The sequence below is a fragment of the Halosimplex halobium genome (assembly GCF_051414055.1).
Classification (GTDB): domain Archaea; phylum Halobacteriota; class Halobacteria; order Halobacteriales; family Haloarculaceae; genus Halosimplex; species Halosimplex halobium.
This window is the reverse complement of sequence record NZ_JBLKNX010000003.1, coordinates 221,442-246,954: the sequence shown is the minus strand read 5'-3', so window position 1 is coordinate 246,954 and position 25,513 is coordinate 221,442. Positions and strand designations below refer to the sequence as shown.

At 68.1% G+C, this 25,513-nt stretch carries 27 protein-coding genes; 16 read left to right on the top strand and 11 right to left on the bottom strand.

Going from position 1 to position 25,513, the window contains the following annotated elements:
* The first annotated feature begins 34 nt into the window (after nucleotides 1-34).
* Nucleotides 35-583: a peptide-methionine (S)-S-oxide reductase MsrA gene (gene msrA / locus ACMGFG_RS04355; protein WP_436929128.1), complete on the top strand. Its 549-nt coding sequence runs from the start codon at nucleotides 35-37 to the stop codon at nucleotides 581-583.
* A gap of 21 nt (nucleotides 584-604) precedes the next feature.
* Here msrA and aroA read toward each other — a convergent pair whose 3' ends face one another.
* Complete coding sequence (gene aroA / locus ACMGFG_RS04350; RefSeq protein ID WP_436929127.1) at nucleotides 605-1,894, bottom strand: 3-phosphoshikimate 1-carboxyvinyltransferase; 1,290 nt, start codon at nucleotides 1,892-1,894, stop codon at nucleotides 605-607.
* Between the two features lie 111 nt (nucleotides 1,895-2,005).
* Here aroA and ACMGFG_RS04345 point away from each other — a divergent pair, with 111 nt between their 5' ends.
* Nucleotides 2,006-3,178 (top strand): M24 family metallopeptidase, encoded by a 1,173-nt coding sequence (locus ACMGFG_RS04345; RefSeq protein ID WP_436929126.1) that lies wholly within the window; start codon nucleotides 2,006-2,008, stop codon nucleotides 3,176-3,178.
* A 20-nt stretch (nucleotides 3,179-3,198) separates the two neighbouring features.
* On the opposite strand, the gene ACMGFG_RS04340 is transcribed toward ACMGFG_RS04345, so the two are convergent.
* Nucleotides 3,199-3,624, bottom strand: coding sequence for a hypothetical protein (locus ACMGFG_RS04340; RefSeq protein WP_436929125.1), 426 nt, complete (start codon nucleotides 3,622-3,624; stop codon nucleotides 3,199-3,201).
* Nucleotides 3,625-4,188: 564 nt separating this feature from the next.
* On the opposite strand from ACMGFG_RS04340, the gene ACMGFG_RS04335 reads away from it, so the two are divergent.
* Complete coding sequence (locus ACMGFG_RS04335) at nucleotides 4,189-4,398, top strand: ribbon-helix-helix domain-containing protein (protein WP_135363596.1); 210 nt, start codon at nucleotides 4,189-4,191, stop codon at nucleotides 4,396-4,398.
* 36 nt (nucleotides 4,399-4,434) lie between these two features.
* Here ACMGFG_RS04335 and ACMGFG_RS04330 read toward each other — a convergent pair whose 3' ends face one another.
* From ACMGFG_RS04330 to ACMGFG_RS04310, 5 genes are all read right to left on the bottom strand, one after another.
* Nucleotides 4,435-4,845 carry a JAB/MPN domain protein-containing protein gene (locus ACMGFG_RS04330; RefSeq protein ID WP_135363595.1) on the bottom strand — a complete coding sequence of 137 codons (411 nt, stop codon included), beginning with the start codon at nucleotides 4,843-4,845 and terminating at the stop codon, nucleotides 4,435-4,437.
* Nucleotides 4,846-4,937: 92 nt separating this feature from the next.
* Complete coding sequence (locus tag ACMGFG_RS04325) at nucleotides 4,938-5,615, bottom strand: hypothetical protein (RefSeq protein ID WP_436929124.1); 678 nt, start codon at nucleotides 5,613-5,615, stop codon at nucleotides 4,938-4,940.
* Between the two features lie 99 nt (nucleotides 5,616-5,714).
* A complete protein-coding gene (locus ACMGFG_RS04320; protein ID WP_436929123.1) occupies nucleotides 5,715-6,017 on the bottom strand; it encodes a DUF5779 family protein in 303 nt (100 codons plus the stop codon).
* Between the two features lie 163 nt (nucleotides 6,018-6,180).
* Nucleotides 6,181-6,666 (bottom strand): PIN domain-containing protein, encoded by a 486-nt coding sequence (locus ACMGFG_RS04315; protein WP_436929122.1) that lies wholly within the window; start codon nucleotides 6,664-6,666, stop codon nucleotides 6,181-6,183.
* Nucleotides 6,663-6,965 (bottom strand): ribbon-helix-helix protein, CopG family, encoded by a 303-nt coding sequence (locus ACMGFG_RS04310; RefSeq protein WP_436929121.1) that lies wholly within the window; start codon nucleotides 6,963-6,965, stop codon nucleotides 6,663-6,665. Before ACMGFG_RS04310 ends, ACMGFG_RS04315 begins: the two co-directional genes overlap by 4 nt.
* A gap of 133 nt (nucleotides 6,966-7,098) precedes the next feature.
* Here ACMGFG_RS04310 and ACMGFG_RS04305 point away from each other — a divergent pair, with 133 nt between their 5' ends.
* Nucleotides 7,099-7,641, top strand: coding sequence for a DUF1684 domain-containing protein (locus tag ACMGFG_RS04305; protein WP_436929120.1), 543 nt, complete (start codon nucleotides 7,099-7,101; stop codon nucleotides 7,639-7,641).
* Nucleotides 7,642-7,713: 72 nt separating this feature from the next.
* A complete protein-coding gene (locus tag ACMGFG_RS04300; protein WP_436929119.1) occupies nucleotides 7,714-8,682 on the top strand; it encodes a VOC family protein in 969 nt (322 codons plus the stop codon).
* A 37-nt stretch (nucleotides 8,683-8,719) separates the two neighbouring features.
* Here the strand turns inward: ACMGFG_RS04300 and ACMGFG_RS04295 are convergent, their stop codons facing one another.
* Nucleotides 8,720-9,661, bottom strand: coding sequence for a VOC family protein (locus tag ACMGFG_RS04295; protein WP_436929118.1), 942 nt, complete (start codon nucleotides 9,659-9,661; stop codon nucleotides 8,720-8,722).
* 93 nt (nucleotides 9,662-9,754) lie between these two features.
* Nucleotides 9,755-10,414 (bottom strand): alpha/beta hydrolase, encoded by a 660-nt coding sequence (locus tag ACMGFG_RS04290; protein WP_436929117.1) that lies wholly within the window; start codon nucleotides 10,412-10,414, stop codon nucleotides 9,755-9,757.
* 199 nt (nucleotides 10,415-10,613) lie between these two features.
* Between ACMGFG_RS04290 and ACMGFG_RS04285 the strand changes: the two genes are divergently transcribed.
* From ACMGFG_RS04285 to ACMGFG_RS04270, 4 genes are all read left to right on the top strand, one after another.
* Nucleotides 10,614-12,104, top strand: coding sequence for an aldehyde dehydrogenase family protein (locus ACMGFG_RS04285; protein WP_436929116.1), 1,491 nt, complete (start codon nucleotides 10,614-10,616; stop codon nucleotides 12,102-12,104).
* A 159-nt stretch (nucleotides 12,105-12,263) separates the two neighbouring features.
* The gene (locus ACMGFG_RS04280; RefSeq protein ID WP_436929115.1) at nucleotides 12,264-12,458 is read left to right on the top strand and encodes a DUF7557 family protein; all 195 of its coding nucleotides are present in this window, start codon (nucleotides 12,264-12,266) and stop codon (nucleotides 12,456-12,458) included.
* Complete coding sequence (locus tag ACMGFG_RS04275) at nucleotides 12,455-12,733, top strand: PD-(D/E)XK family putative nuclease (RefSeq protein ID WP_436929114.1); 279 nt, start codon at nucleotides 12,455-12,457, stop codon at nucleotides 12,731-12,733. Before ACMGFG_RS04280 ends, ACMGFG_RS04275 begins: the two co-directional genes overlap by 4 nt.
* An 89-nt stretch (nucleotides 12,734-12,822) precedes the next feature.
* On the top strand, nucleotides 12,823-13,188 hold the full coding sequence (locus tag ACMGFG_RS04270; protein ID WP_436929113.1) for a hypothetical protein: 366 nt from the start codon (nucleotides 12,823-12,825) through the stop codon (nucleotides 13,186-13,188).
* Between the two features lie 112 nt (nucleotides 13,189-13,300).
* Here the strand turns inward: ACMGFG_RS04270 and ACMGFG_RS04265 are convergent, their stop codons facing one another.
* Nucleotides 13,301-13,771 carry a hypothetical protein gene (locus ACMGFG_RS04265; RefSeq protein ID WP_436929112.1) on the bottom strand — a complete coding sequence of 157 codons (471 nt, stop codon included), beginning with the start codon at nucleotides 13,769-13,771 and terminating at the stop codon, nucleotides 13,301-13,303.
* 861 nt (nucleotides 13,772-14,632) lie between these two features.
* Between ACMGFG_RS04265 and ACMGFG_RS04260 the strand changes: the two genes are divergently transcribed.
* The 7 genes from ACMGFG_RS04260 (at nucleotide 14,633) to leuD (ending at nucleotide 22,093) form a co-directional block, all read left to right on the top strand.
* The gene (locus ACMGFG_RS04260; RefSeq protein WP_436929111.1) at nucleotides 14,633-15,889 is read left to right on the top strand and encodes a LeuA family protein; all 1,257 of its coding nucleotides are present in this window, start codon (nucleotides 14,633-14,635) and stop codon (nucleotides 15,887-15,889) included.
* 351 nt (nucleotides 15,890-16,240) lie between these two features.
* The gene (gene ilvB, locus ACMGFG_RS04255) at nucleotides 16,241-18,070 is read left to right on the top strand and encodes a biosynthetic-type acetolactate synthase large subunit (RefSeq protein WP_436929110.1); all 1,830 of its coding nucleotides are present in this window, start codon (nucleotides 16,241-16,243) and stop codon (nucleotides 18,068-18,070) included.
* Between the two features lie 18 nt (nucleotides 18,071-18,088).
* Complete coding sequence (gene ilvN / locus ACMGFG_RS04250; RefSeq protein ID WP_436929109.1) at nucleotides 18,089-18,745, top strand: acetolactate synthase small subunit; 657 nt, start codon at nucleotides 18,089-18,091, stop codon at nucleotides 18,743-18,745.
* On the top strand, nucleotides 18,738-19,739 hold the full coding sequence (gene ilvC / locus ACMGFG_RS04245) for a ketol-acid reductoisomerase (protein WP_436929108.1): 1,002 nt from the start codon (nucleotides 18,738-18,740) through the stop codon (nucleotides 19,737-19,739). Before ilvN ends, ilvC begins: the two co-directional genes overlap by 8 nt.
* 19 nt (nucleotides 19,740-19,758) lie before the next feature.
* On the top strand, nucleotides 19,759-20,058 hold the full coding sequence (locus ACMGFG_RS04240) for a DUF7989 family protein (RefSeq protein ID WP_436929107.1): 300 nt from the start codon (nucleotides 19,759-19,761) through the stop codon (nucleotides 20,056-20,058).
* Nucleotides 20,055-21,476 carry a 3-isopropylmalate dehydratase large subunit gene (gene leuC, locus ACMGFG_RS04235; RefSeq protein WP_436929106.1) on the top strand — a complete coding sequence of 474 codons (1,422 nt, stop codon included), beginning with the start codon at nucleotides 20,055-20,057 and terminating at the stop codon, nucleotides 21,474-21,476. The genes ACMGFG_RS04240 and leuC overlap by 4 nt, the downstream gene beginning before the upstream one ends.
* The gene (gene leuD / locus ACMGFG_RS04230) at nucleotides 21,473-22,093 is read left to right on the top strand and encodes a 3-isopropylmalate dehydratase small subunit (protein ID WP_436929105.1); all 621 of its coding nucleotides are present in this window, start codon (nucleotides 21,473-21,475) and stop codon (nucleotides 22,091-22,093) included. The genes leuC and leuD overlap by 4 nt, the downstream gene beginning before the upstream one ends.
* A 156-nt stretch (nucleotides 22,094-22,249) precedes the next feature.
* Here leuD and ACMGFG_RS04225 read toward each other — a convergent pair whose 3' ends face one another.
* Nucleotides 22,250-25,402, bottom strand: coding sequence for a methyl-accepting chemotaxis protein (locus tag ACMGFG_RS04225; protein WP_436929104.1), 3,153 nt, complete (start codon nucleotides 25,400-25,402; stop codon nucleotides 22,250-22,252).
* Between the last annotated feature and the right edge of the window lie 111 nt (nucleotides 25,403-25,513).

The following is a 25,513-nucleotide window of genomic DNA, read 5'->3' as shown; positions in this document are numbered from 1 at the left end:
TGGGTTCAAACGGTTCCGCCCCCAAACGCGGATAATGACTGAGACAGCGACGCTCGCGGGCGGGTGCTTCTGGTGCATCGAAGCGGCGTTCAAGGAAGTCGACGGCGTCGAGTCGGTCACTTCCGGGTACGCCGGCGGCCACACCGGGGACCCCACGTACAAGGAGGTCTGCTCGGGCTCGACGGGCCACGCGGAGGTCGTGCAGGTCGAGTACGACCCCGAGACGATCGCCTACGAGGACCTCCTCGAAGTCTTCTTCCGCATCCACGACCCGACCACCGAGGACCGCCAGGGCCCCGACGTGGGTTCGCAGTACCGCTCGGCCGTCTACTACCACGACGAGGAGCAGAAGGAGACCGTCGAGCGGTTCGTCCACAATCTCCAGGGGGGCGGCGACTTCGAGAGCTACGAGAACGACGAGATCGTCACCGAGATCGCTCCGCTCGACACCTTCTGGGAGGCCGAGGAGCACCACCAGGACTACTACGACAAGAACCCCAACGACCGCTACTGCCAGTTCCACGCCGAACCGAAGGTCGAGAAGGTCCGCGAGCAGTTCGGCGACCGCGCCGCTACGCAGTGAGCACCGTCGGCGAGCGCGTTCTCACTTCGAGACGGTCGCGCCCAGCTCGGCGAGCGTCTCGAAGAAGCCCGGGAACGACACGTCCACGTCTTCGGCCTCGGTGACGGTCGTCTCGCCGTCGGCGACGAGGCCGGCGACGGCCAGCGACATGATGATGCGGTGGTCGTCGCGGCCGGGCAGCGTCGCGCCGCGGAGGTCGGTCTCGGCGCCGCGGATGGACAGGCGGTCCCGTTCCTCGACGACGGCGGCGCCCATCTCGGTGAGCGAGTCGGCCATGACGCTGACGCGGTCGGTCTCCTTGTAGCGGACGTGCTCGCAGTCGACGATGGAGGTGGTGCCGTCGGCCGCGGCGCCGAGGACGGCGATGGTCGGGAGGAGGTCGGGCGTGTCGGCGACGCTGACCTCGACGCCCGTCAGGTCCGACTGCCTGACGGTGATCTCGCCGGCCTCGCGGTCCCACTCGATGTCGGCGCCCATCCGTTCGAGCACGTCGACGATGGCGGAGTCGCCCTGCGCGCTGGGGTAGGCGCCCTCGACGACGAGGCCGTCCGGCGCGGCCAGCGCGCCCGCGGCGAGGAGATAGGACATCGAGGAGAAGTCGCCGGGGACGTGGTACTCGCCGCCCTCGGGGGCGTAGGTCTGGCCGCCCTCGACGCGGTAGCCCTCGGCGGTCTCGCTGGCTTCGACGCCGAACGCCTCCAGCACCTCGATCGTGATGTCGACGTAGGGCGCGGACTTGAGTTCGGTTTCGAGGTCGACCGTGATCCCGTCGTCGGAGACGGCGCCGGCCATCAGGAGGGCGGTGACGAACTGCGAGGACACGTCGCCCGGGATCGAGGCGGTGCCGCCGGAGACGGGGCCGCCGATCACGAGCGGCGCCTGGCCGTTGCCGCGGGTGCTCTCGGCGCGGCCGCCGAGTTGCTCGATGGCGTCCAGCAGGGGGCCCTGTGGACGCGAGCGCAGCGACCCGTCGCCGGTGAGGACGGTCGTGCCGTCGGCGAGCGCGGCCGTCGCGGTGGTCAGGCGCATCGTCGTCCCGCTGTTGGCGCAGTCGATCACGTCGGCGGGCACGTCCGGCCGGCCGTCGAAGCCCGCGACTTTCAGGGTCGACCGGTCCTCCGAGAGGTCGGTCTCGCCGCCGTAGGCCTCGACGGCGCGGCGCGTCGCCTGCGTGTCGGCGCTGACCAGCGGGTCGTGGACGGTCGCCTCCTCGCCGTACCCCGCCGCCAGGATCGCCCGGTGCGTGTAGCTCTTCGACGGCGGGGCGCGCGCCCGGCCCCCGACCGTCGACCGCTCGATGGTGGCGTCCATGTGGTCCGGGTCGGCCCGCCGCGGTATCAGGCTACCGGAGACGGCGACGCTGGCGTCGACTCCTTTGCCCGCGCCCCACGGTATTTACCCCGGGCGGTGCTTCCTGGGGGTATGGACCCGGACCTGTCCGCGCTGGACGAGTTCCTCGACGAGCAGGGCGTCGACGGCTACCTCGTCCACGCCGACTCGACGGACTCGACGCAGTACTACCTCTCGGGGTTCGACGCGCCGGACCCGTTCGTCACGCTCTACGACGGCGACGTCCGACTGTTCTTCGGGCGCAGCCTGGAGTTCGGCCGCGCGAAGCGCGAGGCCCGCGCCGCCACGGTCGAGCGCGCCATCGACTACGGCTACGGCGCCTACAGCGAGGAGTACGGCCCTCGCGAGGCCATCCACCGCTCGCTCGCGGACTTCCTGGACGCCCACGGCGTCGACAGCGTGGTCGCGCCGCCGCGGTTCCCGCTGCACGTCGCCGACAGCCTGCGCGACCTGGGTGTCTCCGTGAGCGCCGACGGCGAGGACACCGTCTCGGACATCCGCGCGGTCAAAACCGACGAGGAGATAGAGCACGTCCGCGAGGCCCAGAACGCTAACGAGGCGGCCATGCACGCCGCCGAGGACCTGATCGCCGAGGCCGACGTGGAAGACGGGACGCTCTACCGCGACGGCGAGGAGCTGACGAGCGAGGCCGTCAAGACGGAGATCGAGGTGACGCTGCTCCGCCACGGCTGCGCGCTGGACGAGACGATCGTCGCCTGCGGCGCCGACGCGGCCGACCCCCACGACCGCGGGAGCGGCCCGCTGGAAGCCGGCGAGCCGATCATCGTCGACATCTTCCCGCAGAACAAGGCGACAAAGTACCACGCCGACATGACCCGCACCTTCTGCAAGGGCGAGCCCTCGGAGACCCTGCGGGAGTGGTACGACCTGACCGAGGACGCCTACCGGGCGGCGCTGGACGCGGTCGAACCCGGCGCGACCGGCGCGGACGTACACGACGCCGCCTGCGACGTGTACGAGGAAGCCGGCGAACCCACCCTCCGGAGCGACGAGGGGACCGAGACGGGGTTCATCCACTCGACCGGCCACGGCGTCGGCCTCGACGTGCACGAGGGACCGAGTCTCGCCCCCAGCGGGGAGGAGCTGGAGCCGGGCCACGTCATCACGATCGAACCGGGGCTGTACGACCCCGAGGTGGGCGGCGTCCGCATCGAGGACCTCGTGGTCGTCACCGAGGACGGCTACGAGAACCTGACCGACTACCGCGTCGAACTGGAGGTCTGAGGGCTGGACGAGCCTCGGGGTCAGGCGGTCGCGCCGGCCAGCCGGTGGAAGGCGTAGCGGCTGGCGAACCCGCTGAACAGCAGGCCGACGAGGCCGCCGGCGACGACCGCCGCGCCCTCGCCGCCACCGAGCGCGAGAGCGAGCGCGACCACGCCGCTCGTCACGACGGCGGTCGCGAGTGCCATCGCGGTCCCGACCTTCGCGGCGGTGCCCATCGGCACCTCGATCCGGATGCCGCGCCAGTAGCCGAGACTCGGGCCGGAAGCGGTCGCGAGCCAGACCGGATAGATCGCCGCGGCGCCGACGACGGCTGCGGCGGCGAGGCCGGCGGGGATCGCCACCGCGACGGCGACCGCCGCGACCACGGTGTCCGCCGAGAACAGTTCCTCCTTCCAGCGCCGGACGATGTCGGCCCGGAGTGACTGCGGTTCGTCGTTGGAGGGCATCGCTCCCCGAATTCGGACGCGTCGGGTGTAGTTCTTGTGACGCGACTCCGAGGATAGCCGTTACGTGTTGCTCGTTGAGTAGTGGTTTCTGTTGGCTGGGTCGTGGAAAGAAGTCGTATCGGAGTGGCCGCACTCGACGGTGAGCGTTGAAAGCCCTCGACGCGCTCGCGGTCGCTGAGGCGGGATATCCGCGCTCTCGGCACCGCCCGCGCGGGTAGTGCCCGCTCAGGCGACTACACAAGCGCGAGCGCGCCTCGCCCTTTCAGTCCGCCAGGGACTGCAACCGCACAGCGACTGCACCGCCCCGCACAGCACCGCAGGGGGCCTCACACCTCCCCAGCCTCTTGCGCGTCTCGGCCTACGGCCTGCGATGCTCATCCCTCGCGCGGTTCCGTAGCGCGCATGAAAGCGCGCTCCAGCGCGCGCCGACCGCACCGCAGCCGTTCACTGCAACCGCTACCGCCTCTACTGATCATTCGAGCGATCGTTGCCATCGGACGGCAGCGGGTACGTCGTTCAGGGCCAGCCACAACGACTAACCCCGCCCCTCCCGATCCGAACGATATGACCGACTACACCACCGTCTCGATCCCGAAGGACCTGGCCGACCGCGTCGAGGAGACCATCGAGGGGACGAGCTTCTCGTCGACGAGCGACCTCGTCCGCTTCCTGCTGCGGAGCATCGTCATCCAGAACCAGCAGAAAGGCGAGCTGACGGAGGCCGAGTTCTCCGAGATCGCCGACCAGCTCGAAGACCTGGGCTACCTCGACTGAATCGCGGTCCGACCGCACGGCGGTCCCACCGGACGGTCACTCGGGGAACTCCTCGGGTGGTTCCACGTCGAGCAACTCCAGGGGTTGTTCCTCGCCGCGGCGGTCGAAGACGGCCACCGACCCCTCGTCCCACGGCGGGACGGCGACGAAGATGCGCTCGTGGAAGTCGTCGCGCTGGCGGACGCGCAACTCGCCGTTTGGGTGGGAGACGAACCGCGCCTGGGTCTGGCCGACCGGCGTCCCCATGTCGACGCCGAAGACGAAGTTGACCGACCCCGCCGAGTCCGGGTAGTAGAAGTGCGTGAACACCGGCGTCTCCGGCGGCAGGTCCGCGCCCGGCAGCTCCCCGGCGGGCGTCACCGACAGCGAGATGGTCACCGGGTCCGGGTCGGACTCCCTGGCGAACCTGAGACACGACTCGACCAGCCCCCGCGTCGCGTAGACCACGGTGGGTTATTCGCCGCCCGCGGCAAAACTCCGTCGCTCGCGGCCCTCGTCGCGTCCCTCCCCGTATCGCCGAGTCTCGACACGGAGTCGGCTCAAAAGAGGAACTCCCGGGCCGTCTGGGCGTAGAGCCGCGGCGTCCGCTTGCGCGACCCGTCGAGCGCGTCGGTCAGCGCCGCGGCCGCGCCCTCCATGACGCCCTCGCCGTGGCCCACCAGGATCCGCTCGGGCGAGTAGCGACCGAGCGCTTTCGGCGGCTTCAGCCGCAGCGCGGGGTGGACGCCGATTCGCTCGTCGCTCGTGAGCATGTACGGTGACGTGCCGAGCGCCTCGGCGACGACCAGCGTCTGCGAGTCCTCGTCGTAGAGAAAGCCCTCCTTCCAGACCGGGTTGTCGACGAGCTTGTGGAGGTCGTAGCCGCTGTCGGGGAGGCTCCGCCGGATCAGGTCGACGGGCGCCGAGAGGTCCGAGCGCACGCCGCTCATCCACTCGGGGACGTACACCGGCACTTCGTGGCGCCGCGCGAGCACGTCGGCGTCCCGTTTGTGCCGGTCCAGCAGGAGGACGACGCCCCGGACGGTGCCGTACTCGGCGAGGGTCTCGTCGAGCCCGTCGCAGTCGACGGGGTCGACGAGCCACACGTCGCCGTCGGAGACCAGCGCGTGGCTCGCCCGCTGCATCTCCTCGTCGGGGTAGGCGATCCAGCCGGTGCCGCCCTCCCACTGGTCGATCTCCCGCCACGACGCCGCCTGCCCGGAGCCTTTCATCGGCATATCCCTACTTGGCGCGCCGGCCACATAAGCGCCGATACCGACGAGTTGGGCGCGACGGGGTCGAGGGACTGCGAGGGTCGAGCGGACCGTAGGGTCCGGTCAGTCCAGCCGGCTCGTGTCGATGCCGACGCCGGGCGGCGTCACGACGAGGAAGCCGCGGAACTGCATGAGGTCGCCGTCGATCTCCCGCACGTCGCGGGCGAACCCCGCGGCCAGTTCGTTCACGTCCCCCTCGATGGAGAGCACGAGCGTCCCGCCCTCCTCGACGATCTCGGCCCACTCCTCGTCGGGGGTCGTCCCGTCGAGCACGCCGAGGACGACCCGGCCGCCCCCGTCGTCGCCCTCCTCCTCGTCGGTCAGTTCCTCCTCGACCGTCTGGAGGTCGAGGTCGATCTCGCTCATACCCGCCCCCTCGCGGTCGACCGAGAAAAAGGTGTGTCCGACGGTGGGATTTCAGCCCCGGCGAACGGAACTATGCCAGGGAGGAGCCGACGGTTCTGACCCGCAGTCGTCCTGAACAGACGGTGGACCGGAACGCCCTGTCGGGGCTTCCCACGGGAGCGAGCTACTCGAACAGGTTCCTGGCCCGCGTGTAGATGGGCTGTCCGAGCCAGGACCGTCGCTCCGCGAGTCGGTCGACCTTCTCCCGTGCTCGCTCCCGTTCCATCACCTCTCGCTTCACGAGCGCCTTCAGGACGATGGGCGAGATCGCGACCTCGGCGTCGCTGGCGGTCTGGAGTTCGGGGAGCGCCCGGAGGTCGTCGGTTATCAGGAACTCGGCGTCCAGTTGCCTCGTCAGGAGCGCGCAACTGCCTTCGCCGCGGTCTATCCTGGACGATTCGAGCGTCTCCGCCACATCGTGCGTCTCGAAGTCGTCCCGGCTGTCGAGTACCGTCCGAGCGGCGTCGCCGTGCCTGTCGTCGTATTCGGCGGTGTCTTCGAGTTCCCCGACGACGGTTTCCGTGGTGTGTACGTCGAACTCCGTCGAAACGGTGTCGAACGTGTCGACGGCGGCCAGCGAGACGAGCGCGGACGTGTCCGCGACGATCACAGGTCCGCCAGGTCGTCGGCCAGTTCGTCGCCGCGACTCAGCAGGGCTTTCGACGCGCGCACCGATTCGGCGTCCTGCCGGCCGACGAACTCCTTCAGCGCCTCGAACCCGATCTCGTCGTCGAGATAGAGTTCGACCACGGCCTCCCTGAACCGCTCCTGGTCCTCGATGTCGTCCAGGTAGTCCTGCAACGCCTCGACGACGATCTCAGTCCGGTTCTTGTGCGAGACTGCTGCGGCCACGTCGGCCTTCTCGATCAGCTTCTCGGGGAGCCGGAAGTTGACGCGAGTCGTTCCCATCGTCCACTCACTGTATGTACGTCGTACCCACACGCTCATAAGACTTGGCGGAACGCTCACGCTCGAATCGACGATCCGAGCGCGGATATCGAGGACCGCCGGACTCAAACCGCCGGGGCGGCAATCCCGGGCCATGAGCGAGACAGACGAGTGGGCCGAGCAGTTGCGGGCGAACCGCGCCGAGAAGGACGAGTTCCTGGCCGAGCACCCCCAGTCGCCGATCCCGCCGGAGGAGCGCGACGACTTCGACGGACTGGACTACTTCGAGCCCGACCCCGACTACCGCGTCGACGCGACGGTGACCGTCCACGACCAGCCCGACCCCGTCGAGATGGAGACTTCCGACGGCCGGACCGTCCGCTACGAGCGCGTGGTCACCTTCGCGTTCGAACTCGACGGCGAGTCGTTCGAACTCCACGGCTACCGGCAACAGCCCGACGACGACTCCATCTTCGTCCCGTTCCGCGACAAGACGACCGGCCAGGAGACCTACGACGGCGGTCGCTACATGGAACTCGAACCGGACCGGGAACTCGAAGACGGCGACGAGGTGACGATCGACTTCAACCTGGCGTACTCCCCGTTCTGCGCGTTCAGCGATACCTTCTCCTGCCCGTACCCGCCCGAGGAGAACTGGCTGGAGACGACGATCGAGGCGGGCGAACGCCACGAGTGACGAGCGGATTCGGCCGGTCTCCGGTCGCCCGCCGCTGACAGGCTTATCCCGGCGCGGTCCCTACCGCCGGCAGTGCTCTCGGACACGCTCGGCGTCCATCACGTGTCGGTCGTCGCGGGCGACCCGACCGGGAACCGCCGGTTCTACGCGGAGACGCTCGGACTGCGCTTTCTCCTGCGGACGGTCAACTTCGAGGAGCCGTTCGTCTACCACCTCTACTACGGCGACGAGCGCGGGACGCCCGGCTCGGTGCTCACCTTCTTCACCTACCCGCGGGAGGAGCCCGGCCGGATCGGCAAACCCGACATCACGACGGCGGCGCTGCGGATCCCCGCGGACGCCGTCGACTACTGGGCCGACCGGCTGGCCGACCGCGGCGTGACCGTCGACCGGGGCGAACGGTTCGGCGAGCCCGTCCTGGCCTTCGAGGACCCCGACGGCACGTCGCTGGAACTCGTCGGCGTCCCGGGCGGCGAGGCCGCGCCGACCGACCTCGACGCCGGGACGGACCATCCCTGGACCGGCAGTCAGCCGGACGGTGCGATCCCGGCCGAACACGCGGTCCGCGGCGTCCGCGGCGTCTCCGTCCGGTCGGCGGACCCGTACGTCACGGCGAGCCTGCTCGACACGTTCGGGTTCGAGATCGTGGCCGAACGCGACGAGAGCGTCCGTTACCGGCTGCCCGGCGGACGGCAGTCGACCGTCGACCTGCTGACCGACGACGCGGAGTACGGCAAGGAGGGGCGGGGGTCGATCCACCACGTCGCGCTGAGCGTCGAGAGCGGCGAGCAGTTGCGCGAGTGGCGCGAGCTGCTCGACGAGCGGGGCTTCGACGTGTCGCGGGTGAAAGACCGGCACTTCTTCGAGTCGCTGTACGTCCGCGACGGCGGCGGGATCCTGTTCGAGCTGGCGACCGAGCGGCCAGGGCTCGGCGTCGCCGAGCGGGAGCCCGACCCCGGCGGGGAGCTCGTGCTGCCGCCGTGGCTGGAGGCGGACCGGGAGATGATCGAGGGGCAACTGCCGCCGTTCGACGGCGAGTGAGTCGCCAACCGGGGAGCTTCGGTTCGTCCGGTCGGCGTCAGGCCTCGCGGGGTGCGCCCGGTAGCTCGGGCAGGTTCGACTCGATCTCGGTGCGACGGTCCTCGAGCCACTCGGGGAGCACGAGGTGCTCGCCGAGTTCGTCGACGCTCTCGTCGACGGTGTAGCCGGGCGACTTGGTGGCGAATTCGAAGAGGACGCCGCCCTCGGTGCGGGCGTAGATCGACCGGAACCACTTGCGGTCGATGATCTGCGTCGGGCGGAGCCCCCGCTCGACGAGGGCGTCGTGCCACTGGGCCTGTTCGGCGTCGGAGACCTGGAAGGCGACGTGGTGGACCGTGCCGGCGCCCGCCTCGCCGCGCGGGGCCTCGGGGTCCTCCAGTACGTCGACGACGGCGCCGAGGTCGCCGCCGGCGCGGAACCGCTGGCGGTGGTTCTCGCTGCGGGTCGGCTGGAACCCCATCGTCTTGAGCAGGCTCCCCGTGCCGCTGGCGGTCGCCAGCGAGAGGGTCACCCCGAAGAAGCCGCGGATGGCGTGCTGGTCCGGGACGGGACCGTCCGGCGGGTCGCCGTCCGGCGCGTCCGCGCGTGCGACGAGTTCCATCGGGAGCCCGTCGGGATCCTCGAAGGTGACCACGGTGTCGCCGAAGCGCTCACGGGGCGGGCCGTGGGCGACGCCCTCCGAGTCGAGCCGATCGGTCCAGTACTCGACGGAGCCGGCTGGGACCGTGAACTGGACGGTCGTCACCTGGCCCGTGCCGACGCGGCCGGGCTGGGCGTCGGTGTAGGGGAAGTACGTCATGCTCGTTCCGGGTGACCCGCTCCGGTCGCCGTAGAAGAGGTGGTACACCGACACGTCGTCCTGATTGACGCTGCGTTTCACCAGTCGTAACCCCAGCGTCTCGGTGAGGAAGCGGTGGGTACGGCCGGGGTCGCTGGAGATGGCCGTCACGTGGTGGATCCCGGGGATGTCCGCTGGCATTGCCCCCGGTTCGGTGCCGACCACGATACCCCCTCTGCCGGCACACTCAACCCCCGGCCGCTCCGCCGCGACCGGGACCGGGGACGGACCCGGTCACGGGTCCGGCGGCTCGCGGTCCGCGTCGGCCAGCAGGTCCTCGACCAGCTCGTCCACGGCCGCGAGTTCGGCGTCCGTGATCCCGTGGTCGTCGCCCGGTTCGATGCGGGTCCGCACGTCGCCGTCGAGCACCTCGAAGACCGCGGCCGTCTCGCGGACGCGCTCGACGGGGACCGCCGGGTCGCCCTCGTGGCCGCCGACGAGTACCGGCGTCTCCTCGAGGCAGCCCTCGTACTCGCCGACCTCGGGGCCCATCAGCCCGCCGCTGGCGAGGACGATGCCGCCGTACCGGCGGGGGTTCCGCGCGGCGAACTCGGCGACGACGCAGGCGCCCTGGGAGATCCCGAGGACGACGGTCTGCTCGCGCGGGACGCCCGCCTCGCGGACCGTCCCGACCGCGTCACCGACTGCTTCGAGGGCCGACGAGAGCTCGGGCTCGGTGGCCTCCCGGGGCGCGAGAAACGAGTTCGGGTACCAGCGGTTGTGCCGGGCGGCAGGCGCGACCAGCGCGAGGCCGTGGCGGTAGAACTCGTCGGCGAGTCGGACCATCCCGTCGGCGGTCCCGCCGCGGCCGTGGACGAGGACGGCGGCCGCTTTGGCGACCGAGAGCGGCGCCCCGGCGGTGACGAGCGGCCGGTCCTGATGGGGTCCGGTCATCTCGCTGCCCCCTCGGCGGTCGGTGTCCGGCGGCGGACGGCGACCGCTCCCGTGTGGGCGTCGTACATCCGTGATACACTACGGCTGGGGGCGACTTGTACCCCGGTCTTCGGCCGGTCGCCTGCGTTTGCGACGGGAACCGGCAGCACCGCCCGGGGCCTCCCCCCTTTTCGGGCCGAATTCCCTAGTCGAGCTACTCGTGCCAGACAGCTACGCGATCGACGACGACTGGAACGCACTGTACGTCGACGGCGAGTGGAGGCCCGCCGAGGGCGACGAGACCATCGCGGTCGAGGACCCCTCGACACGCGAGCAGGTGGCGACGGTCCCCGCGGCCGGCGAGGCCGACGTGGACGCCGCCTACGAGGCCGCCGCCGAGGCGCAGTCGGAGTGGGCCGACGCGCCGCCCGCTCGCCGCGCGGAGGTGATTCAGGACGCTATCGAGACACTGCAGTCACACAGCGACGAAGTGATTGACCTGCTCACCCACGAGGCGGGCGGGTCGCCGATCATGGGCGAGACCTCGGTGCAGATCGCCACGGACCAGGCCGGCGAGGCGGCGGCGCTGCCCCGCCAGATGAAAGGCGAACACGCCGCCTCGAACGTCCCCGGCAAGGAGCACATCGTCAAGCGGGAGCCCCGAGGGGTCGTGACGGTCATCTCGCCGTGGAACTTCCCGCTGAACCTCTCGATGCGCGCGGTCGCGCCGGCGCTCGCGGCCGGCAACGCCGTCGTCATCAAGCCCGCGACGAACACGCCGATCACCGGCGGGCTGCTGTTCGCGAAGCTGTTCGAGGACGCCGGCCTGCCCGCCGGCCTCCTCAACGTCGTCACCGGGCACGGCTCGGACATCGGCGACGCGGTCGCCGGCCACCCCGAGAGCGACATGGTCGCGTTCACCGGGTCGACGGCGGTCGGCCGGCAGGTCGCGGCCACCGCCGGCGAGAACCTCGCCGAGCAGTCCATGGAACTCGGCGGGAACAACGCCCACGTCGTCACCGCCGACGCCGACATCGACCAGGCCATCGACAGCGCCACCTTCGGCTCGTTCGTCCACCAGGGCCAGGTCTGTATCTCGATCAACCGCCACGTCGTCCACGAGTCGATCTACGACGAGTACGTCGACGCGCTGGTCGACCGCGCCGAGTCGCTCCCCGTCGGCAGCGCCCACGAGGAGGACACCGTCGTCGGCCCGATCATCAACGAGTCCCAGCGCGACGAGATGCTGGGGTACGTCGAGGAGACGGTCGACGCCGGCGCGACCCTGGAGACGGGCGGCGAGACGGCCGACCTGGAGGGCGTCGACGACTCGCTGGTCGTCCGCCCGACCGTGCTCTCGGGCGTGACTAACGACATGGCCGCCGCGTGTAACGAGCACTTCGGCCCCATCGCGCCGGTCATCCCCTTCTCCGACATCGACGAGGCCGTCGCGATCGCCAACGACACGGAGTACGGCCTCGCCGGTTCGGTCCACGCCGGCGACCTCGGCGTGGGGATGGACATCGCCGACCGGATGGAGACCGGGCAGGTCCACATCAACGACCAGCCGATCAACGACGAGGCCCACGTCACCTTCAGCGGGACGGCCGCCTCCGGCGTCGGCGGCTACAACGACGGCGCCATCCTCGAACAGGTGACCGAAACGAAGTGGATCTCCCTGCAGCGCGAGCCCCGCGAGTACCCGTTCTGACGGGGTGGCTTCCCGTCGGCTTCCGTCGGGATTCAGTCGGCCGTCCAGTCGCTGTCGATGAGGATCGTGATGCTACCGATGGAGGGTGCGCTGGATGGGAGGGGGGAACGCGATCGCATCGAAACAAGCCATTTGTGGCCGGTCTGTGTATATCTAGCCGTGAGTCCGTGTATTCAGGTCAGTGAGGACACGAAGGAACTGCTGGAGCGGCTGAAGCGCGACGACGAGACGTTCGACGAGTTACTGCACCGGCTCGCCAGCGACGAACAGCCGGTGGACATCGGTGCGTGGAGTAGCGAGGAGGCGGAGCAGGCTCGCGAGGCTGTCCGTCGCTCTCGCGAAGGTTTCCGGTGAAGAGCACCCACGAGACGCTCGCGAGCGGCGCCGCAGGCCGGTTCAGACTGTGGGAGGACCAACACCGCTCGCTGGCGACCGCGGAGGGCGCGGAGGGACAGACCGTCTGGGACGCGTTCCTGCTATTCGACGAGAACGGCGACGTGGTGGACGTAGTTCGGCGGAAGCCGTCGACCGTCACCGAGATCGTCGGTGGCGAGTGGAACGACGCCGGCCATGCGAGCCGGGACGGGCGGCAGCGAAAGATTCCGTGGGACAAGGTGATAACACGATAAATGACGTCCGAGCCCTCGCGAAAAATAGCCCCTGTAGATTACAGGTCTCATCTCGAACCTTTTCCGTCAGGATGGCGTAGTTCTAAGTTGTGTTCATCGATAAACCCCGACGTGTTCTCCTTGAAACGGAGCAATGGGACCTTGATGTATTGATTCGAGAGGATTATTGGCCGCGATTCAAGTGGTTGAAAGAAACTCTCGACAGAGTACTAACCGTGACAAATGTATCATTCATTAATGACTATCTCGTACAAACCGGTGGTTGGATACTCAACCTGGCAACCACTACCATTGGCCCCATCAAAACGGAGCTTTCACTATTTGGCTTAGCGATTCTTGCAAGCAGTTATTTATCATTTGACATCGGTGGCTATCGAGTCGTGTCGGGTCTCGGCATTCCAGATTCGTTTCCGATTACATTCACGGAGGAGTATGAAATAGAACTGATTGAGTAGCGACACAAAATAGAGGGGTCGGCTAAGAAGATGTCCGAGTTCGTGTCCGGTTCTCGGCCAAAAAGTCGGACAACCAGCTACACTAATAAGCCCAGATTCGTGGGGTCAGTCCTCAGAGATTTCGATGCCAGCCACTTCGCACCATACAGAAGATCTCTTGAATTTTGTAGAATACGGATATAGCGATTATCATCGAGATCGCGATCATAACTTCCAACACCAACTGAACATCAGGAACCTGTCCGAATACGTGGTATCCCGCAAGCATTGAGCCCGTAGCGACCGACATTAGGCTGTACTGAGTAAGAAGGGCAACAGGGATCGTCAAAATTCCAGCTCCAACCACCATCGGGATGCTATCGACAGTTCGAATCTGCGATGAGTCAAGGAACGGGAACAGCTCAGGATTCCCCCTGAACTCCAACCATTCTGGTGCTGGAAGTTGGTTGAAGAACGTTGTTTCCGCCCCTCGTAGAAATTGAAGGCCAAACGAAATACTGAGTGTGAGAATTACACCAGTCGTTACTAAAGACCAGAATATCTTGAGGATCTGTATCACCTCAGCCGGAGAACCCACTCTCATGTTCAGATGACAATAACACTCCCTCTAAATTAAAGCTCTAGTCCGAAATCTGGAGAAGCCGGCTATCAGAAATGTTCGATTCTATTGTGTAGATCCGAACATTCTGAGGATAGTGGCGTCCGGTTCTCGGCCAAGAGCCGGATTTGTTTAGTGCGGGAAGTCTCAAACCAGGTTATTCACTTGGTAAGCGCTTTGCTAACGATTTACTATAATGTGTTTTTATTCGATTTTGATTTAGAATGGGCGTGTGTTCCACCAAGGACACAATCACAACTAGGGCAAGCGACGATGGATATGCTGGAAAATTGAGACCAACTTGTTTGATCGAATGAATCGCCCTCAAATGAGCTTTTTGAATCACGCTGTGTCGAAACTTCGCGAAGCCAGCTTCTTGAAGACTCTTCCTGATGTCCACACTCTGGGCATTTGACCATACTACTGCGTGTTTCTACTCTGTATTAATTTTAACCACAAGATCAGATCTTTAGTAGCGGTGAACGCACATAACGTTGGTTCCAAGATAATGGGTGCAGACAAACACATTCGTAATAACTATATTAGCGAGTTTGTGTCGGCCGGTGCAGTCCCGAAACTAATTTTGCGAACCCCTTCACCCCCTTCTTAGCTCCCCCGATGTGAAATTAGCAGGGTACAGTGAACAGGGAATACGGCTTGGTAGTGACAGAAATTTGTGTCCGGTTCTCCAAAGATAATAAATCATCTTTGTCTGCCCTTCTGACTGTAATCCTGCTCTTCAATTCATCTCAAGCTGTCCGCCTTACTCCCAAACCGGATCACTACCAGCCCGTGAACGACATCGTGCCACGCGTTAGCGCGGCGCCGCGCCGAGCGGAGCCTTTATTGCCTCCGAGAGAACAGATAGGGGTACAATGTCCAATACAGAGGGCACGTCGGCTTCGCCGGCGGATCGAGTTCTTCCAGGGTACTCTGAATAGTACCTCGGAAGTCCACGAGGCACGTATTTTCGACACCACGCTCCGCGACGGGGAGCAGTCACCACGCACGTCGTTCTCCTACGAAGACAAACGGGAGATAGCGGCGGTGCTGGACGACATGGGGACCCACGTCATCGAGGCGGGCTTCCCGGTCAACTCCGACGCGGAATTCGAGGCCGTCCGCGACATCGCTGAGGCGACCTCGACGACGACCTGCGGGTTAGCGCGGGTCGTCGAGAAAGACGTCGAAGCGGCACTGGACTCCGGCGTGGAGCTGGTCCACGTGTTCGTCTCGACGAGCGACGTACAGCTGGAGGACTCCATGCACGCCACCCGCGAGCAGGCCGTCGAGCGCGCCGTCCAGTCGGTCGAGCGCGTCAAGGAGGCCGGCGTGGAGTGTATGTTCTCGCCGATGGACGCCACCCGGACCGACGAGGCGTTCCTGATGGAGGTCGTCGACGCGGTCTCGGAGGCGGGCACCGACTGGATCAACATCCCGGACACCTGCGGGGTGGCGACGCCCGGCCGGTTCCGCGACATGATCGCGAAGGTCGCCGACCGCACGGACGCGGACATCGACGTGCACACGCACGACGACTTCGGGCTGGCCGCCGCGAACGCGCTGTCGGGCTTCGAGGCCGGCGCCGCGCAGGCGCAGGTCTCGGTCAACGGCATCGGCGAGCGCGCGGGCAACGCGGCCTACGAGGAGGTCGTGATGGCCCTGGAGTCGCTGTACGACGTGGACACGGGGATCGACACGACCCGGATCACGGAGATTTCGCGGGTCATCGAGGGCAAGAGCGACATCCCGGTGCCGGCGAACAAGCCGGTGGTCGGCCGCAACGCCTTCTCCCACGAGAGCGGGATCCACGCGGCCGGCGTCATCGAGAACTCCGACACGTTCGAGCCGGGGGTCATGACCCCGGAGATGGTCGGGGCCGAGCGCGAACTCGTTCTGGGCAAACACACCGGCCAGCACTCGGTGCGCGAGCGGCTGGTCGACGCGGGCTACGAGCCCACCGACGAGGAGGTGCGCGAGATCACCCGGCGCGTCAAGGAGCACGGCGCGGACGACAACCGCGTCACCATGGAGGTCCTGAAGGAGTTCGCCCAGGACGCGGGCGTCGACCGCGAGGTCTCCGAAGAGGAGGTCCGGGCGTAGGACGATGCCCGCCTCCCCGGCCGTCGAGCACACACGGAGAGAGCCGACGCTCCACCGGGGAGCCGTGCGAGCGGCGACAGCCCCGCAGCTGGCGCGAGCGCCGCGAACGGTGCGTCCCGGAACGGCGCGAGCGGCGCCAGCGGCCGCGCGGCGGACACGGAAAATTTATTGCCGCCGGTGTGCAGAACACCGTAGTGATGAGACGGCCCGCTGGCGGCGAGGCGTTCGAACTCGCGTCCAGCGGCACGCTTCGCGCGATCGTAGGGGCTCCCTAGCCCCACCACTCACAGCTGTTCATTCTCGGCGGACGCATCGGACCGACGCGGAGCTGACTCGACGATACCACCACACATGAGCGAACAAACACCAGTGTCGCCGCCGGAGGGCGACCGGACGGACGCGGACGAACAGGCGACTGAGACAGCGGCGGAGGCCGGCGACGGCTCGACCACGCGCGACAGCGTGTCGACGGGCGCGGAGTCGGTCGTCGCGGCGCTCGAACAGGCCGGCGCGGAGACGCTCTTTGGCGTGCAGGGCGGGGCGATCATGCCCGTCTACGACGCGCTGTACGACTCCGAGGAGCTGACCCACATCACGATGGCCCACGAGCAGGGGGCGTCCCACGCGGCGGACGCCTACGGCATCGTCTCGGGCAAGCCGGGCGTCTGCCTGGCGACCTCGGGACCGGGCGCGACCAACCTCGTGACCGGCCTCGCGGACGCGTCGATGGACTCGGACCCCGTCATCGCGCTGACCGGGCAGGTCTCGACCGAGATGGTCGGCAACGACGCCTTCCAGGAGACCGACACCGTCGGCGTGACCCAGCCGGTCACCAAGCACAGTTACTTCGCGGACGACGAGGACACCATCGGTACCGAAGTCGGCGAGGCGTTCGCGCTGGCCGACGAGGGGCGCCAGGGGCCGACGCTGGTCGACCTGCCGAAGGACGTGACCCAGGCCGAGACCGACGCGTTCCCGGGCGAACCGGAGACGCCGGACACGTACAACCCGCCGACGGAGGCCGACGCCGAGGCCGTCGACGCGGCGGCCGCGGCGCTGGCGGAGGCCGAGCGCCCCGTGATCCTCGCGGGCGGCGGCGTCATCAAGGCCGAGGCCAGCGACGAACTCCGGCAGTTCGCCAAAGAGTACGAGATCCCGGTCATCACGACGATGCCGGGCATCGGATCCTTCCCGGAGGACCACGAGCTCTCGCTGGAGTGGGCCGGGATGCACGGCACCGGCTACGCCAACATGGCGATCACGAACACCGACTGCATGCTGGCCATCGGGACCCGCTTCGACGACCGCCTGACGGGCGACGTGGAGACGTTCGCGCCAGACGCCGAACTCATCCACGTCGACATCGACCCCGCCGAGATATCCAAGAATATCGAGGCGGACTACCCGCTGGTCGGCGACGCCAAGCAGGTCCTGCGGCAGCTGGACGACGCGATGCCGGTCGCCTACGACGCCGCTGACACCTCGCCCGACGAGTACGCCGAGTGGCGCGAGCAGTGCCAGAACTGGAAGGAAGAGTACGCGATGACCTACGACATGCCGGAGGACGAGCCGCTCAAACCGCAGTACGTGGTCGAGCGGTTCTCCGAGCTGGCCGACGACGACGCCATCGTCACGACGGGCGTCGGCCAACACCAGATGTGGGCCAGCCAGTTCTGGACGTTCACCGAGCCCCGAACCTGGGTCTCCAGTCACGGCCTGGGCACGATGGGCTACGGCGTCCCCTCGGCTATCGGCGCGAAGATCGCCGCCCCGGACCAGGAGGTCGTCTGCTTCGACGGCGACGGCTCCTTCCTGATGACCGTCCAGGAACTCTCCGTCGCGGTCCGGGAGGATCTGGACATCACGTACGTCGTCCTGAACAACGAGGCGGTCGGGATGGTCCGCCAGTGGCAGGACGGCTTCTACGAGGGTCGCCGGATGGCCTCGGAGTACCCGTGGATCCCGCAGTTCGACATGCTCGCCGAGGCGTTCGGCGCCCGCGGGTTCCGCCTGGAGGACCCCGAGGAGGTCGACGAGATAATCGAGAAGGCGCGCAGCTACGACGGCCCCGCGGTCATCGACGCGATCATCGACCCCGCGGAGAACGTCTACCCGATGGTCCCCAGCGGCGGGGACAACGGCCTGTTCGCACTGAACGACGACCAGCTGGACGACATCTAACAACGAGGTGACACGACTATGACACAGGGAATGGACGGCCCGCACCCGGACGAGCGGATGCGACCGGAGGGCCGTCGGAACTCGCAGGGCATTCGCATCGACCCCGAGGCCGAGGCGACACACCAGCCGCGCAAGGCGGTGCTGTCGACGCTGGTGAACCACGAGCCGGGCGTCCTCGCGGAGGTCTCCGGACTCTTCAGCCGCCGGCAGTTCAACATCGAGAGCCTCACCGTGGGCGCCACGGACGACCCCGAGGTCGCCCGGATGACGATCGTCATCGAGGAGCCCGAGCCGGGGGTCGAACAGGCCAAGAAGCAGCTGGAGAAGCTCGTGCCGGTCATCTCCGTCGAGGAGCTCGAACCGGAGGCGGTCCAGCGCGAGCTGGTCCTCGTGAAGGTCAGCGGCGAGAAGCCCGACGACGTGAACGCGGTCGCGGACATGTACGACGGCAACGTCGTCGACGCCTCGCCGGAGGCCATCACGGTGGAGATCACGGGCAGCCAGCAGAAGATCGAGGCCGCGGTCGAGGCGTTCGACCAGTTCGACGTGCAGGAGGTCGTCCGCACGGGCGCGGCGGCGGTCGAGCGCGGGGCGGACACCCTGGAGGACACGCGGCGGAAAGCGGAGACGATATCAGAGACGGGTGAGACCCCTCAGACAGCTACAGATGACTGACGACTTCACCGTACCCGTCTACGACGACGGCGACGCCGACGCATCGTACATCGAGGACGAGACCGTGGCCATCCTGGGCTACGGCAGCCAGGGCCACGCGCAGGCTCAAAATCTCGCCGACAGCGGCGTCGACGTGGTCGTCGGCCTCCGCGAGGGCTCCAGTTCGCGCCAGGAGGCCGAGGCCGACGGCCTCCGCGTCGAGACGCCGGACGACGCCGCCGCGGAGGCGGACATCGTCGTCATGCTGGTCCCGGACACCGTCCAGCCGGCCGTCTACGAGGCCATCTCCGACGGCATCGAGGCGGGCGACACCCTCCAGTTCGCCCACGGCTTCAACGTCCACTACGGACAGATCGAGCCGCCGGAGGGCGTCGACGTGACGATGGTCGCCCCCAAGAGCCCCGGCCACCTCGTCCGCCGCACGTACAAACGCGGCGAGGGCACCCCCGGCCTCATCGCCATCGAGCAGGACGCCACCGGCTCCGCGAAGGAGCAGGCGCTGGCCTACGCGCAGGCCATCGGCTGCGCCCGCGCCGGCGTCATCGAGACGACCTTCCAGGAGGAGGTCGAGACGGACCTGTTCGGCGAGCAGGCCGTCCTCTGTGGCGGCGTGACCGAGATGGTCAAGGCCGGCTTCGAGACGCTGGTCGACGCGGGCTACGCGCCCGAGATGGCCTACTTCGAGTGTCTCAACGAGCTGAAGCTGATTGTCGACCTCATGTACGAGGGCGGCCACATGGGCATGTGGAACTCCGTTTCCGATACTGCGGAGTACGGCGGGCTCACCCGCGGCGAGGAGGTCATCGACCGCGAGGGGATGGACAAGCTCCTCGAAGAGGTCCAGAACGGGGAGTTCGCCCGCGAGTGGATTTCGGAGAACCAGGCCAGCCGGCCGGCCTACAAGCAGTACCGCGACGCCGAACAGAACCACCAGATCGAGGAAGTCGGCGGGCGCCTGCGCGAGCTGTTCGCGTGGGAGGACGCCGACGAGTGACTCACCGCGAGACAGACAGATGACAGACGAACCGACCACGACACCGACGACAGACACGACGACCGACACCGTCGGCGACGCGGCCCCGAAGGCGACGATGGCCGAGTTCAGCCACACCAACCCCCACACCGGGAAGGCGTTCGGCGACGACTTCGCCTTCCAGCGAGGTCCCGCCGTGGCGGCCGACGGGGGACGCGCGGACGCCGAGAGCGACGAGCAGACGATGGAAGACGTCGACCACGAGCACCCCGACGAGGACGCGGCGGACGCCAACCGCGTCTTCCAGCGGGGTGAAGAGGGACGAGACGGATCAGTATGAGTCAGGGCACACTGTACGACAAGGTCTGGGACCGACACAAGGTAACGACGCTGCCCAACGGGCAGGACCAGCTGTTCGTCGGGCTCCACCTCATCCACGAGGTGACGAGCCCGCAGGCGTTCGGCATGCTCCGCGAACGGGACATCGAGGTCGCGCGGCCGGACCTGACGCTGGCGACGGTCGACCACATCGTCCCGACGGCCGACCAGTCCCGACCCTACGGCGACGACGCGGCCGAGAACATGATGTCCGAGCTGGAGGAGAACGTCCGCGAGGCGGGCATCGAGTTCCTCGACCCCACGAGCGGTGAGCAGGGCATCGTCCACGTCGTCGGCCCGGAGCAGGGGCTCACCCAGCCCGGCAAGACCATCGTCTGCGGCGACTCCCACACCTCCACGCACGGCGCGTTCGGCGCGCTCGCGTTCGGCATCGGGACCAGCCAGATCCGCGACGTGCTGGCCACCCAGACCATCGCGATGGAGAAGCAGAAGGTCCGCAAGATCCAGGTCGACGGCGAACTCGGCGAGGGCGTCGAGGCCAAGGACATCATCCTGGAGATCATCCGCCGGCTGGGCACCGAGGGCGGCGTCGGCTACGTCTACGAGTACGCCGGCGAGGCCATCGAGAACCTCGACATGGAGGGGCGGATGTCCATCTGCAACATGTCCATCGAGGGCGGCGCCCGCGCGGGCTACGTCAACCCCGACGAGACCACCTACGAGTGGCTGCAGGAGACGGACTACTTCCAGGAGCATCCCGAGAAGTTCGAGGAGCTGAAACCGTACTGGGAGTCCATCCGCAGCGACGAGGACGCCGAGTACGACGACGTGGTCCGCATCGACGCTACGAAGTTGGACCCCGTCGTCACCTGGGGCACCACGCCCGGGCAGGGCATCGGCATCCACGACCCCATCCCGGCGCCGGAGGACCTGCCGGAGGGCAAGCAGGACACCGCCCGTCGCGCCCAGGATCACATGCGCGTCGAGCCCGGCGAGACGATGGAGGGCTACGACATCGACGTGGCCTTCCTCGGCTCGTGTACCAACGCGCGCCTGCCGGACCTGCGACGGGCGGCCCGCGTCGTCAAGGGCCGCGAGGTCGACGACGACGTGCGCGCGATGGTCGTCCCCGGCAGCCAGCGCGTCCAGCAGCAGGCCGAGGAGGAGGGCCTCAAGGACGTGTTCGAGGCGGCCGGCTTCGACTGGCGCAACGCCGGCTGTTCGATGTGTCTCGGCATGAACGAGGACCAGCTGGAGGGCGACGAAGCGTGTGCCTCCTCGTCGAACCGCAACTTCGTCGGCCGCCAGGGCAGCAAGGACGGGCGGACCGTCCTGATGAACCCGCGGATGGTCGCCGCCGCGGCGATCACCGGGGAAGTGAGTGACGTGCGCGACCTGGAGGAGGTGCAGGTCGCATGAGCGGGACGGAAGAGATCCCGTCGGTCGACTACGTGGAGGGGACGGGCGTCCCGATCCGCGGCAACGACATCGACACCGACCAGATCATCCCGGCGCGGTTCATGAAGGTCGTCACCTTCGACGGGCTGGGCGAGTTCGCCTTCTTCGACCAGCGGTTCGACGACGAGGACAACCAGAAAGAGCACCCGATGAACGAGGACCGGTTCCAGGACGCCTCGGTCATGGTGGTCAACGACAACTTCGGCTGCGGTTCCTCGCGCGAACACGCCCCACAGGCGCTGATGCGCTGGGGCATCGACGCGCTCATCGGCGAGGGGTTCGCCGAGATCTTCGCGGGCAACTGCCTCGCGCTCGGCATCCCCACCGTGACCGCCGACCACGAGACGATCAACGCGCTCCAGCAGTGGGTCGACGACAACCCCGACGGCGAGATCGAGGTCGACGTGCGCGCCGAGACGGTCACCTACGGTGACAACGAGATCAGTGTCAGCGTCGACCGCGCCCAGCGCGAGGCCCTCGTCGAGGGCAACTGGGACACCACCGCGCTGATGAAGGCGAACCAGAACGCCATCGAGGAGACGGCCGCGTCGCTGCCGTACCTCGAATCCGCGGACTGACGCCGACCCCCGTTCGGCCCTGTCGCTTTCTCCGGATACCGAGCCGCCTTCACCGGCGGCGCGACGATATCGGCGAGCGAACGCCGCCACGTGACTGCCCACGGAGCCGCGGCTGTCGGGTCGGCAAGCGTCGGAAGTCGTCACCGCGGAGCCGCGTCAGTCGTCGTCCGCGGCGGTGTCGAGCTCCTCGTCCGCCTCGCCGGGAGTCTCCAGCGCGGGGTCGTCATCGTCGCCGCTGTCCAGCGCAGGGCCGTCGCTCGCCCGACCGCCGGCGCCGCCGTCGACGGTGAACTCGTCGAGTCGCTCGCGCAGCTCCTCGGCGAGGTCGTCCAGTTCGTCGGCGGTGCCGGCCATCTGCGAGGCGGTCGTGGTCCCCTGTTCGGCGGCGGAGGCGACCTCCTCGGCCTCCGCGCGAGTCTCGCGGCTGGCATCGGCCACGTCGTCGGCCATCGCGACGACCTCCTGGGCGGAGGCGGCCTGCTCGTCGGTGGCGTCGTTGATCGACTGGACGCCGGTGTTTGCCTCCTCGACGTGGTCGGCGATCTCCTCCAGCGTCCGCAGGCTCTCGTCGACGGTCTCGCGGCCGTCCGCGACGGTCTCGTGCATCTCGCGCATGTCCGCGACCGTCTCGGCGGTCGACGACTCCACGCCGTCGATGAGGTCGGCGATCTCGTCGGTCGCCTCGCTCGTCTCCTCCGCGAGGTTCTTCACCTCGTCGGCCACGACCGCGAAGCCCTCGCCGGCCTCGCCCGCGCGGGCGGCCTCGATGGAGGCGTTCAGCGCGAGGACGTTCGTCTGCTCGGCGATGTCGTCGATGAGCGCGACGATCTCGTCGATCTCAGAGACCTCCGCCTCCAGCCGCTCCATCTCGTCGACGGTCGCGTCGGCCCGGTCCTCGATGGTCTCCATCACGTCGATGGACTCCTCGGCGAGGTCGGTCCCCTCGCGGGCGTCGGCCGCGGCCGCCGCCGACAGTTCGGCCACCTCGTCCGACGAGGAGGCGATCTCCTCGACGGTCGCCGAGAGGTCGTTCATCTCGCCGGAGACCTCCTCCAGGCTCCCGGTCTGCTCGTCGGCGCGGGCGGCGATGTCCTCGATGGACTCGGCGACCTCCCGGCTGGCGGAGGCGACCTCGCTCGACCCGCGGGAGACCTGCTCGCTGACGCCCGCGACCTCGTCGCTGAACCGCTTGATCTCGACGACGGTCGACTCCAGGTCGGCCAGCATCGCGTTGAACTCGGTGGCGATGGTCCGCATGGCCTCGCTGTCGCGGTCGGCGTCCATCCGCGCGGTCAGGTCGCCGTCGGCGGCCCGTTCGAGGACCTCCGCGGCTTCCCCCGCCTGCCGCTGCAGGTCCTCGGCCAGCTGTTCGGCTTCCTCGCGGGCGGCCTCTGCCTCGCTCCGGGCCTCGTCCAGGTCCGCGACGAACGCCTCGGTGTTCTCGTGCATCGTCGTCAGTGCGGCGCCCAGCCGGCCGGGCACCTCCTCGTCGAGGACCGGAGCGTCGAACTTCTGGTCGGCCAGCGCGTCGGCCTGGCCGGCGGCCACCGAGAGGTTGCCGTGCATCTCCTCGAAGGCGGTGACCATCTCGCCGATCTCGTCGTTGCCCGCGTCCACGTCCAGCTCCTCGTCGAACTCGCCGCGTGCGAGCCGCTGGGCGTGGTCGCGGACCTGTTCGATCGGCCTGGCGAAGTAGCGGGCCAGCCCGTAGCCGGTCGCGACGACGCCGACGAGGACGGCGCCGAGGATGAGCAGGATCGTCTGGCGGGTCGCGTCGGCCTCCTCGCGGAGCTGTGCGCCGAGGGCGGCCGCCGGGTCGGTCACGTCGGACTCGGGGACCGTCGCGACCATGGTGAACGTCCGTTCGCCCACGTCGATCGGCCGGAAGCCGACGTAGCGTTTGGCCGCGTCGCTGTCGTTGCCGAGGCTGTAGGTCGCGAGTCCGGCCTCGCCCTGGAGCATCCGTTCGTTGACGATCGTCGCCAGAGAGTCGCCCAGTGCCCCCCGGGCGAGGTTGGCCTTGTCGCGCAACAGCGCCTCGCGGGGGTAGCTGACGAGTTCGCCCCGGTCGTTGACGATGTAGAGGTAGCCCGAGTCTGCGACCGTGACGCTGTTGGTGATGTTGGTGACGTGGTGGTAGTTGAACTCCGCCGCCAGCACGCCGGCCAGCCGGCCGTCGTGGTAGACCGGGGTCGCGAGCGTGGCCCGCTGTTCGCCGTCGCGCATCTCGATATCGCCGACGACGACTCGGCCGGGACGGGCGCCTTTCGCCCGGGAGAACCACTCGGCGTCCGCGTAGGCGGTCCCGTCCGTCGAGACGTTCACCGAGCCGGTGCCGGTGCGCGTGACGCCGACGATCTCCCGGCCCTCGGCGTCGGTCAGCCGGAGGCTCCGGTAGGCCTGGACGTTCTCGCCGTCGACCGTCATCGTCTGGGTCCACAGCGCGCTCTCGAACGAGGCCGCGACGGTCGAGCGGGCGTCGTCGACGCCGCGCTGGCGGAACTCCGCCGCGGGGACGCTCGACGCGACCACCCAGTCGAAGCGGTCGGAGTAGGTGTAGGAGACGACCTGCGTCGTCCCGCCGCCCTCCACTGTGTAGGTCTCGGTCGCCCAGTCGCTCCCGTTGCGGACGCTCTCGTCCGAGCGGACCGTCCCGTTGATCGCGTCGTAGACCATCGACAGCTCGCCGACGCCGTCCGCGAGCCGCTGGCCGTCGCCGACCTCGTGGTGGACGACGACCCGGCTCTCGCGGTCGGTGACCGTCGCGTGGCCCGTCTCGCCGACGTAGCCGGGGCGGAAGGTGTCGGCCAGCGCCCCCTCGTCGGTCGTCCCGTTGCCGGTCGTGCCGGCGATCCGACGCTCGACGGCCGCCTCGACGGCCCGCCGCTCCTCGGCGCTCAGGTCCGTCCAGTCGCGCCCGTCGTAGCGCTCGGCGATGACCGTCTCGGCGGTGCTCTCGACGGCGTCGCGGACGTGCAGCGCGACGTAGCCGGCCTGCCGCGCGCTCCGCTCGCGCGCCGCCGTCGACTCGCCGCTCGCCGTCGCGTAGTAGTCGGCGACCGCTGCGGTCCCCGCCAGCGACTTCACGTCGGCCCGCCGCTCGTTGAGCAGGTTCCCGATCTCCTCGCCCCGGGCCTCGACGCTGTTGTTCAGCTCGTCGGTCACCTGCGCCTCCAGCGACGCCGCGCTCGCCCGCTGGGACTGCTCGCTCAGGTCCGTCATCGCCCCGTTGGCCGTCACCCCGACCACCGCCGTCGGTACCAGCGAAACCACCAGAAAGACGAGGATCAGCTTCGCACTCAGCCTCATTATCATCCCAGCTATCGCCGGTTCTCTTATGTTTGATTCATCAGTTATCAGCGGTGATATCGATTCAGGCGGCCCGCGCGGGCGACGGAGCTATCGCGACCGCGGCGCCGC